The following is a 12142-nucleotide window of genomic DNA, read 5'->3' as shown; positions in this document are numbered from 1 at the left end:
CGTATTGAGAGAGCAGATGTTCGCACGCTTCAAGCCCAAGTCCGATGTCTTCTACATGCTGTTCACCTCGTCGTCCCAGTGCATCCAGTCCGGCGCCAAGACTCTGACCGAGCTCGGCCGCCCCGGTGCGGACCACGCCGCCGTCTCCGCGCGGATGGTCGAGCTCGAACACGAATGCGACCGCATCACCCACGAGATCTTCCAGACCCTGAACTCGAGCTTCGTGACCCCCTTCGACCGCTCCGACATCTACGTCCTCGGTGCCGCGCTCGACGACGTGCTCGATCACATGGAGGCAGCCACGCAGCTGATGTCCCTGTACGGGATCGTCGAGCTGCCAAGCAAACTCGCCGACGTGATCGACACACTCGAGACCTGCGCGCAGGTCACCGCGGAGGCCATGCCCCGACTGTCCTCGATGAAAGGACTGGAAAAGTACTGGATCACGATCAACGAACTCGAGAACACCGCCGACAACCTCTACCGGACGTTCCTGGCCGACCTGTTCAACGGGACCCGGGACGCGCTGACGGTGATGAAACTCAAGGACGTGGCTGACGAGCTCGAAGACGCCGCGGACGCCTTCGAGAAGGTCTCGCACGTCGTCGAGTCGATCGTTCTCAAGGAGTCGTGACCGACGGTGTTCGCGCTGGTCCTCGTCATCGCACTGGCAATGGCGTTCACGTTCACCAACGGTTTCCATGACTCGGCCAACGCGATCGCGACCTCGGTGTCGACCCGCGCGCTGACGCTGCGCGCCGCGCTCGCGATGGCCGCCGTCGGCAACCTCGTCGGATCCTTCTTCGGCGCCAAGGTCGCAACCACGGTCGGGGCCGGGATCATCGAACTCGACGTCAGTACCCACGCCCTGCTCATCGTCGGTTGCGCGCTGGTGGGGGCGATCTGCTGGAACCTGATCACCTGGTGGTTCGGGTTGCCGTCCTCCTCGTCGCACGCGCTGATCGGCGGCATGGTCGGCGCTGCACTCGCAGGCGGCATGACCGTCCTCTGGGACGGGGTGGTGGACAAGGTTCTGCTGCCGATGATCCTCTCGCCGGTCGTGGGCTTCGGTCTCGGCTATCTGGTGATGATCGCAATCATGTGGTTGTTCCGGAATTCGTCACCGTCGGTGACGGGTCGGCGATTCCGTCGAGCGCAGACCTGCTCGGCAGCAGCGATGGCCTTCGGTCACGGCATGCAGGATGCCGCCAAGACGATGGGCATCGTGGTGCTCGCGCTGGTGGTCTCCGGGCATCAAGACGACTACTCGATCCCGTGGTGGTGTTTCCTGCTGACCGCCGCTGTTCTCGCGCTCGGCACCGCGACCGGTGGGATGCGCATCATGCGTACTCTCGGACGCAAGATCATCGAGTTGGACCCACCCCACGGATTCGCGGCGGAATCCACCGCCGCCTCCGTCCTCTACGTCGCCTCGATGGGCTTCGGTGCGCCGGTATCGACGACTCACGTCATCTCCTCCGCGATCATGGGAGTCGGCACCACCAAACGGCTGACCGCGGTGCGCTGGGGAGTCGCGGGCAACATGGTCGTGGCCTGGGTCACCACCTTCCCAGCCGCCGCGGTCATGGCTGCGGTCGCGCTCCTTGGCGCAGGTCTGTTCACGTGATCCGCACTCGGGACTGCCTCCCGGCAGCGGGCAGGTCGGCGTCACCCGTCGTGCGCCTCGTCCCGACTCGGAGCGATCTCCCCGGTGCGTCAGGCGACAACCATGAGACGCGGCCGCCCGGGAACCGGGTAACCGTCGACGGTCACCTGATCGGTCGGGCGGACGAGCTGACCCGGGTGCCGAGCGGGCCTGCCGTTCACCAGGACGAGTCCCTCCATGGCCAGCGCCACCGCCTGTGCGCGAGTGAGATGCGGGTTCTGTTCGACGAGCGTGTCGCAGACCGGCCTGCAGTCGAATTCGTCGTTCATGGTCGCAGCGTGCGTGGCCTGGATGAACGGCCCGGCAACCGCGCCGGGCACGCTGCGTACACCTACGTGAACAGAGTGTGTGACGGGTCCAGCCGTCGCGTGATGCGACCTCTGTCGGGTCGCACCTGCCCGTGCGGGGCGGCGACTGCCAGTCTATTGCCAGGCCTACCCGGGCTTGTTGACAGAATTCGTTGCGACACTGATGAAGTCGGCCGGAGCCGAGGGTTGTGGCCCCGACCTGGAGCGGGTGGAACCCGCTCGCTTCGTCGCGGGCCCGGTGTGAGCAGCCGGCCGACGTCCGCCGCCCGGGCAGTCGCGTCGCCCGGGCGGCGCGAGCGCGTACGGTGCCGTCCCCGACGAAAGGGATCCCGGTGACGCTCGGTAGATGCGTGCTTGTTGCCGCCGCGATCTGCGTCGCGACGGCGGGGTCCGCTGCCGCCGCGACGGCAGCCGACCTCCGCGGGGAGTCGCTGGCCCTGTCCGTCCACTGCACACCGACCGACACGGCTCTCGAGGAGTTGTCCGGCCTGGCCTGGTCCGGTGACGGCGGCTATGCGATCGCCGACAGTGGCAGTGACGATCGACTGGCGGTGCTCGACTCCCGATGCCGAGTCGTCCGCTGGATCGAAATCGATTTTCCCACCACCGATGTGGAGGATCTGGCCCTCGCGGGGGATGGCACCGTCTGGCTGGCGGACACCGGCGACAACGACGTCGACCGGGAGTCGATCGCGCTGATCGGTGTGGACCCGTCGACCGGACGGCAGGAACGGATACCGCTGACGTTCGCTGACGGCGCCCACGACGTCGAAGCCCTGCTGATCGCCGGGACCGGGACGCCCGTCCTCGTCACCAAGGTCAAAGGTGAGGCGGCGACCGTCTACACCACGTCCGGCGGGGAGAGCGTCCACACCATGTCCGCCGACACCCCTACCGTTCTCGTCGCCGCCGGAACGGTGCCGGCGCGGGGCCACGACGGCGAGGTGAGGCCGATCACCGGTGCGGCACTGTCGGCCGACGGCTCGACCGCCGCACTGCGCACCAAGAAGGACGTCTTCCTCTACCGGGTCCGGGACGCGGACATCGTCGCCGCGCTCACCGCGGCGCCGGCGGTCGTGCTCGAATCGCCGGACCAGCCGCAGGGCGAGGCCGCCGCCTTCACCGACACCGGCGATCTGCTGCTCGCCTCCGAGGCGAGCGGCGAGCCGATGCCGCCCATTCACGAAGTCGCGAGAGCGGTCGAGCTCGCCCGGACGGCAGACGATCCTTCGTCGAGCTTCCACGTGCCCATGCCCCTCCTCGTCGCGGGTTTCGTCGTGAGCGGAGTTGCTGCGGCGTTGTGGATTCGCCGACACAACCGGTCGGGTTCTGCGGCCGGACCCCCTCGCTGATCGCGCCCACCCGAATCGACGGTGACCCGCTGCGTTGGCGTGACAATTCGGAAGCCGTGCGTGACCGAGCGCACCCGCCGCCGACCAGTGCGGCCCCGGCGCAGCCGCCCGGTTAGACTTTGCGCTGGCAGTACCCCACGGGGCTGCCCATTCGATTCCTCCAGGGAAGGGACCCGACTCCTCGTGTCATCGCAGGTCGATACCGTCACCCACGCCACCGCGACCCCCGATGTTGCCCAGCCCTACCGGGAGCTGGGACTCAAGGACGACGAGTACGCCCGCATCCGGGAGATCCTCGGCCGCCGTCCCACGGATGCCGAGCTGGCGATGTACTCGGTGATGTGGTCCGAGCACTGCTCCTACAAGTCCTCCAAGGTGCACCTGAAGTACTTCGGCGAGACCACCACCGACGAGATGCGGTCGTCGATGCTCGCCGGTATCGGCGAGAACGCCGGAGTCGTGGACATCGGCGACGGCTGGGCGGTCACCTTCAAGGTCGAGTCCCACAACCACCCGTCGTACATCGAGCCGTACCAGGGCGCCGCGACCGGCGTCGGCGGCATCGTCCGCGACATCATGGCGATGGGCGCCCGCCCGATCGCGGTGATGGACCAGCTGCGGTTCGGCGCGGCCGACCACCCCGACACCCGTCGCGTCGTCGACGGCGTGGTCCGCGGCGTCGGTGGCTACGGCAACTCCCTCGGCCTGCCCAACGTCGGCGGCGAGACCGTCTTCGACGCCTCGTACCAGGGCAACCCGCTGGTCAACGCGCTGTGCGCGGGTGCGATGCGGGTCGAGGACCTGCACCTGGCGTTCGCGTCCGGTGCCGGCAACAACATCATCCTGTTCGGTGCGCGCACCGGCCTCGACGGCATCGGCGGCGTGTCCGTCCTCGCCTCCGAGACCTTCGACGAGAGCGCAGGCGGCCGGCCGAAGAAGCTGCCCAGCGTCCAGGTCGGCGACCCGTTCACCGAGAAGGTGCTCATCGAGTGCTGTCTCGACCTGTACCGCGACCGACTGGTCGTCGGCATCCAGGACCTCGGCGGCGCCGGGCTGTCCTGCGCGACGTCGGAGCTTGCCGCGGCCGGTGACGGCGGCATGCACATCAACCTCGACCGCGTCCCGACCCGCGCCAAGGGCATGACCGCCGCGGAGGTGCTCTCCAGCGAGTCCCAGGAGCGCATGTGCGCCGTGGTGACCCCGGAGAACGTCGACGCGTTCATGGCCGTCTGCAAGAAGTGGGACGTCCTGGCCACCGTCATCGGTGAGGTCACCGACGGCGAGCACCTCGTCATCGACTGGCACGGCGAGACCGTCGTCGACGCCCCGGCTCGCACCATCGCCCACGAGGGCCCGGTCTACGAGCGTCCCGTCCAGCGTCCGGACAGCCAGGACGCGCTGGTCGCGAACACCACCGCCGGCCTGAAGCGCCCGGAGTCCGACGCCGAACTCGAGGCCACCCTGCTCAAGATGGTCGGCTCCCCGCAGCTGGCCAGCCGCAAGTGGATCACCGAGCAGTACGACCGCTACGTGCGCGGCAACACCGTGCTCGCCGAGAACGCCGACGGCGGCGTGATCCGCGTCGACGAGAAGACCGGCCGCGGCATCGCCCTGGCCACCGACGCGTCCGGCCGCTACACCGCCCTCGACCCGTACGCGGGCGCGCAGCTGGCCCTCGCCGAGGCGTACCGCAACGTCGCCGTCACCGGCTCCACCCCGAAGGCCGTCTCCAACTGCCTGAACTTCGGTTCCCCCGAGGACCCGGGCGTGATGTGGCAGTTCCAGCAGGCCGTGCGCGGCCTCGCGGACGGCTGCGCGCAGCTGGGCATCCCGGTCACCGGCGGCAACGTCAGCTTCTACAACCAGACGGGCGCCACCGCGATCCTGCCGACCCCGGTCGTCGCCGTGCTCGGTGTGATCGACGACGTGCACCGCCGGATCCCGACCGGGCTGGGCCTCGAGCCCGGCGAGACCCTGATCCTGCTCGGCGACACCCGCGACGAGTTCGACGGCTCGATCTGGGCGCAGGTCGAGCACGACCACCTCGGCGGCGTCCCGCCGAAGGTCGACCTCGAGCGTGAACGCCTGCTCGCCGACATCCTGCTCGCCGGCTCCCGGGACGGGCTGATCTCCGCCGCGCACGACCTGTCCGAGGGTGGCCTCGCGCAGGCCGTCGTCGAGGCCGCGCTGGCAGGGGAGACCGGCTGCCGGATCCTGCTGCCGGAGGGCGCCGACCCGTTCGTGACGCTGTTCTCCGAGTCCGCGGGGCGCGTGCTGGTCGCGGTGCCGCGCACCGAGGAGACCCGCTTCACCGGCATGTGCACCGCCCGCAACCTGCCGTGGGTGCGGATCGGCGTCGTCGACGAGGGCTCCGACTCCGTCGAGGTCCAGGGCCACTTCTCCGTCACCCTCGACACGCTGCGCGAGACGTCCGAAGGAACGCTGCCCGCGCTGTTTGGATAGCCATGTGACCGACACGGCAGCGACCCCGGAACCCGGGACGGATCAGGCACCCGCCGGACCGTCCCGGGTTTCCGCGCGTCCGGGGGTCGGCGCGTCCGGCCGCTGGGTCGACCGACTGCGGGAGTGGAGCGCCCCCTGGTCCACCGAACGACTCGCCGACAAGCACCCGTTCGTGGCGTGGGCGTGGGGTCTGCTCAAACTCGACTTCACCGGCATCGCGTTCGGTGCGTTGTTCTTCTGCTGGTCGCTGACACCGTCGCTGCTGCCGCGCGACTGGCTCTTTCAAGGGCTGATCGGGGGTATCACCGCCGCGTTCGGCTACGCGGTCGGCTGCGCCCTCGGCTGGGCCGCGCACCGGTACTGGCTGTCGAAGCTGTCCTGGTGGCCGCCGCCGGCGCGCGTGACCACCCCGATCAAGGTGGCGGTGCCGGTCCTGTCGGTCGTCGCGGCGCTGGTGATGCTGGTGTACTCGGCGGGCTGGCAGCGCGAGCTGGCGGCGCTGATGGGCGCCGAGGGCACCACCACGACCGGCTACCTGCGCACCCTGCTGCTGAGCATGGCCGTCGCGGCGCTGCTCATCTCGATCTGGCGGGTGCTGCGGGATCTGGTGCGGCTGATCGCCCGGTACCTGATCAAGTGGCTGCGGGTGCCGCGGTCCGCGGCCGCGCCGATCGGGTTCGTGGTGGTCGCGTTCCTGAGCTACACCCTCGTCACCGACGTGCTCTTCAACGGCGTGTACTCGTTCGTGAACTCGGCCTTCAGCCTGCAGAACGACGAGACCCGGGCCGGTGTCGTGCGGCCGATCCGACCGGAACGCTCGGGCAGTCCGGAGTCGTACGCGCCGTGGGAGACCCTCGGGTACGAGGGCCGCGAGTTCGTCTACCGCGGCCTGCACGCCGACCAGCTCGCCGGGTACAACGGCGCGACCGCTCGGGAACCGATCCGCGTGTACGCCGGGCTGGGGACCGCCGAGGACACCAACGCCCGCCTCGACGTGGTGATCCGGGAGCTCGAACGCACCGGCGCGTTCCAGCGCAAGGCGCTCGTCGTGATCCCGACGACCGGCACCGGCTGGGTCAACCCGACCGCGGCCGACGCCGTCGAGTTGATGTTCAACGGTGACACCGCACTGGTCGCCAGCCAGTACTCGTACCTGCCGAGCTGGCTCTCCTTCCTCGCCGACCGTGAGAAGGCGGCCGAGGCGGGCCGGGCCCTGGTGCACCGGGTGCACGAGCGATGGTTGCAGGAGCCGGCGGAGACCCGGCCCAAGCTGCTGGTCTACGGCGAATCGCTGGGCACCCAGGCGGGGGAGGCCGCGTTCGACGGGCTCTCCGACATCCGCGAGATGGTCGACGGGGTGCTGTGGGTGGGCCCGCCCAACGCGAACCCGTTGTGGAGCACCCTCGTCGCGCGCCGTGATCCCGGCAGCCCCGAGGTCCAGCCCGAATACTCGGACGGCCTGGTTGTCCGATTCGCGGACACCGCCGCCGCGATCGACGCGCAGCCGGGCCCCTGGCTGTACCCGCGGGTGCTCTACATCCAGCACCCGTCCGACCCGGTGGTGTGGTGGAACCCGGACCTGATCTTCAACCGCCCCGACTGGCTGTCCGAGCCGCCCGGCTACGACCGGCTGCCGTCGATGCGCTGGTTCCCCTTCGTCACGTTCTGGCAGGTGGCCGCCGACCTGGCGAACGCGGCGGGGGTGCCGGACGGCCACGGACACAACTACGGCACCAGCGTGCTGGACGGCTGGGTCGCGGTCGCCGCCCCCGACGGCTGGACGACCGCCGACACCGAACGGGTGCGGGGTGTGCTGGACGCGATCGCAGGCACCCAGGGTCCCGAGAAGTGACCTCGCCGGTCCGTTCGGTCGATGCGCGGCGGGTGGTGGACGGCGCCGTCGCGGTGGGGTGCGCGGCGGCACTCGTCGGCTGGAACAACCTGGTGCTGCCGCGGCTCGGGCTCGGCGCCCGGGGACGGGCGGCGGCGAACGCGGCGGCGGCGACGGGGCTGGCGGCGGCGGTCCGTGCCGCCGGTGTCCCGGCCACCGAACTGGGCTGGCGGGCGCCGGGGGCCGGGCTGCGGTGGGGGCTGGCGGCGTCCGCGCTGCCTGCGGTCGCGTATCCGACGATGCTCGCGATCCCGTGGGTGCGGGCGCGGATGGCGTCCGGTGCCCGGCGCGCCGACCACACGGAGTGGGTGTTCGTGCACATCCCGTTCGGGACGGTGCTCGCCGAGGAACTGGCGTTTCGGTCGGTGCTGTACGCGCTGGCGCGGCGCGCGTCGACCCGTTGGGCGCCGGTGCTCGGCGCCGTCACGTTCGGCCTGTGGCACGTGGCGCCCGCGCGGCACGCTGGGGACTCGGTGCCCGGCACCGTCGCGCTGACGGCGACCGCGTCCCTGTTGTTCGACCTGCTCCGGGACCGCAGCGGCAGCGTGCTCGCGCCTGCGGTGCTGCATCTGGCCGTCAATGCCGGTGGGGCGGTGGCCGCCGAGGCCGCGGCCGACCGCTAGTGGTGCCGTCGCGCGTTGATAGGTTGGCGCGGTGCCCCAACGCCGAAGGATCGACCCCGCCGAGATGCGGGCCGCGGTCGTGGCGGTGCGGGACTGGCTCGCCGACGAGGACGCTCCGGCGCCCGCTCGTCCGGTCGTCGCGGCCGCTGTGCGGCTGAGCGCCCGCACCCTGGAGGACGTCGCGCCCGGTTCGTCGGTGGAGGTTCGGGTGCCCCCGTTCGTGGCGGTGCAGTGCGTCGAGGGTCCCCGGCACACCCGCGGCACGCCGCCGAATGTCGTCGAGACCGATCCGCGCACCTGGCTGCGACTGGTGACCGGCCGGACCACCTTCGCCGACGCGGTGGCGGCGGGAACCGCGACGGCATCCGGCACGCGGGCCGCGGAAATCGGGCACTGGCTGCCGCTGCTCCGGACGTGACGCCTCTGCGTCGCTCCGGGTGGCGACACGTCCGTGTGACCGCCGCGACAGCCGTGAGCCCCGTGGTGGGAGCACCCCCTCGGTGGCCGTAGACTGAGCGTGCCCCCCGCACCCACCCCCAAAGGGAGCAACCCCGGTGACTTCAGCCGATTTGTCGGTCAACAGCCCGAATCTTCTCGCACCCGCAGACCTGTCCGATCAGGACGAGCAGCCGCCCCGCGAGGAGTGTGGCGTCTTCGGCGTCTGGGCTCCGGGCGAGGATGTGGCCAAGCTCACCTACTACGGTCTCTACGCGCTGCAGCACCGCGGCCAGGAGGCGGCAGGCATCGCCGTCGCCGACGGCTCGCAGGTCCTGGTGTTCAAGGACCTCGGCCTGGTCAGCCAGGTGTTCGACGAGCAGACCCTCGGCGCGATGCCGGGGCACGTCGCCGTGGGGCACTGCCGCTACTCGACCACCGGCTCCACCACCTGGGAGAACGCCCAGCCGATCTTCCGCACCACCACCGCGGGCACCGGCATCGCGCTCGGGCACAACGGCAACCTCGTCAACACCGCCGAGCTCGCCGAGCGGGCCCGGGCCGCGGGCCTGATGAACAGCAAGCGGCCCGGTGGCGCCACCTCGGACTCCGACATCGTCGGCGCCCTGCTCGCCCACGCGGCCGGCGACACCACCATCGAGCAGGCCGCGATGGAACTGCTGCCGACGTTGCGCGGCGCGTTCTGCCTGACCTTCATGGACGAGCACACCCTCTACGCCGCCCGCGACCCGCACGGGGTGCGGCCGCTGGTGCTCGGCCGGCTCGACCGCGGCTGGGTCGTCGCCTCCGAGACCGCCGCCCTCGACATCGTCGGCGCGTCGTTCGTCCGGGAGATCGAACCCGGTGAGCTGCTCGCGATCGACGCGGACGGGGTGCGTTCGTCCCGGTTCGCGGCACCCACCCCGAAGGGTTGCGTGTTCGAGTACGTGTACCTGGCGCGGCCCGACACCGCGATCGCCGGCCGGTCCGTGCACGCCACCCGCGTCGACATCGGACGCCGGCTCGCGAAGGAGCACCCCGTCGAGGGTGATCTGGTGATCCCGGTTCCCGAGTCCGGCACGCCTGCGGCCGTCGGCTACGCGCAGGGTTCGGGCATCCCGTACGGCCAGGGGCTGATGAAGAACGCCTACGTGGGGCGCACCTTCATCCAGCCGTCGCAGACCATCCGCCAGCTCGGCATCCGGCTCAAGCTCAACCCGCTCCGGGACGTGATCCGCGGCAAGCGCCTGATCGTCGTCGACGACTCCATCGTTCGTGGCAACACCCAGCGCGCGCTGATCCGGATGTTGCGTGAGGCCGGTGCGCTCGAGATCCACGTGCGGATCGCGTCGCCGCCGGTGAAGTGGCCGTGCTTCTACGGCATCGACTTCGCGTCGCCCGCGGAGCTGATCGCCAACGGGGCCGGCGGCACCAGCCACGAGGCCGGCAGCGTCGAGGAGATGGTCGAGGGGGTGCGCCGCTCGATCGGGGCCGACTCGCTCGGCTACATCTCGATCGAGGGCATGGTCGCGGCGACCGAGCAGCCCGCGTCCCGGCTGTGCATGGCGTGCTTCGACGGCGACTACCCGATCGCGCTGCCGACCGAGTCGTCGATCGGCAAGAACGTGCTCGAAGGCATGCTCGACAACACCGCGGGCGCGGCGCCCAGGGCCGACAACGACAACGCGAGTGCGTTGAGTCGCCCCTGAGTGGCCACCGAGGCCGCATACTTGCGCCGGTGTAACCGACATCACGTAGAACCCAGACAGTGCCAGGTGCACTGGCGAGATCACAGCTGGAGCTGAAAACCCGATGACCGACGACCAGAACCCTCGCCCCGCCGGCGCCTCCTACGCTGCGGCGGGGGTGGACATCGCCGCAGGTGACCGGGCGGTGGAGCTGTTCGCCCCGCTCGCGAAGAAGGCCAGCCGCCCCGAGGTGCTCGGTGGCCTCGGCGGGTTCGCCGGCCTGTTCGCCCTCAAGGGTGGCTACAAGGAGCCGCTGCTCGCGGCGTCCACGGACGGCGTCGGGACCAAGCTCGCGATCGCGCAGGCGCTGGACAAGCACGACACCGTCGGCCTCGACCTGGTCGCGATGGTCGTCGACGACCTCGTGGTGTGCGGTGCCGAGCCGCTGTTCCTGCAGGACTACATCGCGGTCGGCAAGGTCGTCCCGGAGCGGGTCGCGGAGATCGTCGGCGGTATCGCGCAGGGCTGCATCCAGGCCGGCTGCGCGCTGCTCGGCGGCGAGACCGCCGAGCACCCCGGTGTGATGGCGGACGGCGACTACGACCTGTCGGCCACCGGTGTCGGTGTCGTCGAGGCGGACGCGGTGCTCGGCCCGGACCGGGTGCGCCCTGGTGACGTGGTCATCGGCATGGGGTCGTCGGGTCTGCACTCGAACGGCTACTCGCTGGCCCGCAAGGTGCTGCTCGACATCGACCGGATGTCGCTGACCGGGCACGTCGAGGAGTTCGGCCGCACCCTCGGCGAGGAACTGCTCGAGCCGACCAAGATCTACGCCAAGGACTGCCTCGCGCTGATCGCCGAGACGGACGTGCGGACCTTCTGTCACGTCACCGGCGGCGGACTGGCGAACAACCTGGCCCGCGTGATGCCGAAGGGTCTGGTCGCCGAACTGGACCGTGGAACGTGGAGCCCCGCGCCGGTGTTCGCGATGATCGCGCAGCGTGGCCGCGTCGAGCGCGCCGAGATGGAGGCGACCTTCAACATGGGTGTCGGCATGGTCGCGATCGTCGCGCCCGAGGACGTCGACCGCGCGCTCGCCGTGCTCACCGCCCGGCACATCGACTGCTGGACCCTCGGTACCGTCGCCAAGGCGTCGGACAAGCAGGAGGGCGAGCTGGTTCGCCTCGTCGGCGATCACCCGCGTTTCTGAGCCCGACAGAACAGACCAACGAACCGCCCGGGTCCGCAAGGACCCGGGCGGTTCGTTCGTGTCGAACCCGAACTCGGCGCCGCCGTCGTGAACCCTTCCGGGTGCACATGCTGAAATGAGGGGGAGCCCCGGGGCTCCCCCTCATTTCATTGCTCAGCTGTGTCAGCGGCGCCAGTCGTCGGTGTCCTCGTCGTCCCAGCGCGAAGCGCTGTCCTCGGAACTCTGGTCGGAGAAGGACCCGTTCCGGTGGGAGGTCGACGAGCCACCCGACAGTTCTCGTTGGAGGCTGTCGAAGTTCGTGGTGGGCGAACTGTACTTGAGCTCGCGTGCAACCTTGGTCTGCTTTGCCTTAGCCCGGCCGCGGCCCATGGCCAACCCCCTCGCGCTTTAAGCGGGGCGGCCTGGGAATTTTTGGCGGCCCCGTTTGAGTGTTTATGTCTTCCTGACAGACACTCTAGCGTGCGAACGCATCTCGCGCTCCTTCCCCTGCACAGGAGGGGTGTCTG

Annotated in this window: 11 protein-coding genes; 9 read left to right on the top strand and 2 right to left on the bottom strand. The window is 70.2% G+C overall.

What is annotated here, in order from left to right; genetic code table 11:
• Window positions 1–16: 16 nt before the first annotated feature.
• Both ACWDUM_RS04720 and ACWDUM_RS04715 read left to right on the top strand, forming a co-directional pair.
• The gene (locus ACWDUM_RS04720) at window positions 17–634 is read left to right on the top strand and encodes a DUF47 domain-containing protein (protein WP_450133062.1); all 618 of its coding nucleotides are present in this window, start codon (window positions 17–19) and stop codon (window positions 632–634) included.
• Window positions 635–640: 6 nt separating this feature from the next.
• Window positions 641–1627 (top strand): anion permease, encoded by a 987-nt coding sequence (locus ACWDUM_RS04715; protein ID WP_450133061.1) that lies wholly within the window; start codon window positions 641–643, stop codon window positions 1625–1627.
• Window positions 1628–1716: 89 nt separating this feature from the next.
• On the opposite strand, the gene ACWDUM_RS04710 is transcribed toward ACWDUM_RS04715, so the two are convergent.
• Window positions 1717–1935 (bottom strand): S4 domain-containing protein, encoded by a 219-nt coding sequence (locus tag ACWDUM_RS04710; protein WP_450133060.1) that lies wholly within the window; start codon window positions 1933–1935, stop codon window positions 1717–1719.
• Between the two features lie 371 nt (window positions 1936–2306).
• On the opposite strand from ACWDUM_RS04710, the gene ACWDUM_RS04705 reads away from it, so the two are divergent.
• From ACWDUM_RS04705 to purM, 7 genes are all read left to right on the top strand, one after another.
• Window positions 2307–3326, top strand: coding sequence for a hypothetical protein (locus tag ACWDUM_RS04705; RefSeq protein WP_450133059.1), 1020 nt, complete (start codon window positions 2307–2309; stop codon window positions 3324–3326).
• Between the two features lie 183 nt (window positions 3327–3509).
• Entirely contained in the window at window positions 3510–5789 is a 2280-nt protein-coding gene (purL, locus tag ACWDUM_RS04700; RefSeq protein WP_450133058.1) for a phosphoribosylformylglycinamidine synthase subunit PurL, read from the top strand.
• A 115-nt stretch (window positions 5790–5904) separates the two neighbouring features.
• The gene (locus ACWDUM_RS04695; RefSeq protein WP_450133329.1) at window positions 5905–7641 is read left to right on the top strand and encodes an alpha/beta hydrolase; all 1737 of its coding nucleotides are present in this window, start codon (window positions 5905–5907) and stop codon (window positions 7639–7641) included.
• Window positions 7638–8303 carry a CPBP family intramembrane glutamic endopeptidase gene (locus ACWDUM_RS04690; RefSeq protein ID WP_450133057.1) on the top strand — a complete coding sequence of 222 codons (666 nt, stop codon included), beginning with the start codon at window positions 7638–7640 and terminating at the stop codon, window positions 8301–8303. The genes ACWDUM_RS04695 and ACWDUM_RS04690 overlap by 4 nt, the downstream gene beginning before the upstream one ends.
• Window positions 8304–8334: 31 nt before the next feature.
• The gene (locus ACWDUM_RS04685) at window positions 8335–8721 is read left to right on the top strand and encodes a sterol carrier family protein (protein ID WP_450115357.1); all 387 of its coding nucleotides are present in this window, start codon (window positions 8335–8337) and stop codon (window positions 8719–8721) included.
• A 136-nt stretch (window positions 8722–8857) separates the two neighbouring features.
• Window positions 8858–10447, top strand: a complete 1590-nt coding sequence (gene purF, locus ACWDUM_RS04680; RefSeq protein WP_450133056.1) for an amidophosphoribosyltransferase — start codon at window positions 8858–8860, stop codon at window positions 10445–10447.
• 103 nt (window positions 10448–10550) lie between these two features.
• A complete protein-coding gene (gene purM, locus ACWDUM_RS04675) occupies window positions 10551–11636 on the top strand; it encodes a phosphoribosylformylglycinamidine cyclo-ligase (RefSeq protein ID WP_450115355.1) in 1086 nt (361 codons plus the stop codon).
• A 162-nt stretch (window positions 11637–11798) separates the two neighbouring features.
• Here the strand turns inward: purM and ACWDUM_RS04670 are convergent, their stop codons facing one another.
• A complete protein-coding gene (locus tag ACWDUM_RS04670) occupies window positions 11799–12005 on the bottom strand; it encodes a DUF3073 domain-containing protein (RefSeq protein WP_450115354.1) in 207 nt (68 codons plus the stop codon).
• Between the last annotated feature and the right edge of the window lie 137 nt (window positions 12006–12142).

It is taken from the genome of Rhodococcus sp. NPDC003322 (assembly GCF_053589555.1).
This window is presented reverse-complemented; position numbering and strand designations above follow the sequence as displayed.

Bases quoted from the DNA above. Each gene is read 5' to 3' on its own strand.
- ACWDUM_RS04710 (WP_450133060.1), bottom strand. From the start codon at position 1,935: ATGAACGACGAATTCGACTGCAGGCCGGTCTGCGACACGCTCGTCGAA.
- ACWDUM_RS04720 (WP_450133062.1), top strand. From the start codon at position 17: ATGTTCGCACGCTTCAAGCCCAAGTCCGATGTCTTCTACATGCTGTTC.
- purM (WP_450115355.1), top strand. From the start codon at position 10,551: ATGACCGACGACCAGAACCCTCGCCCCGCCGGCGCCTCCTACGCTGCG.
- ACWDUM_RS04670 (WP_450115354.1), bottom strand. From the start codon at position 12,005: ATGGGCCGCGGCCGGGCTAAGGCAAAGCAGACCAAGGTTGCACGCGAG.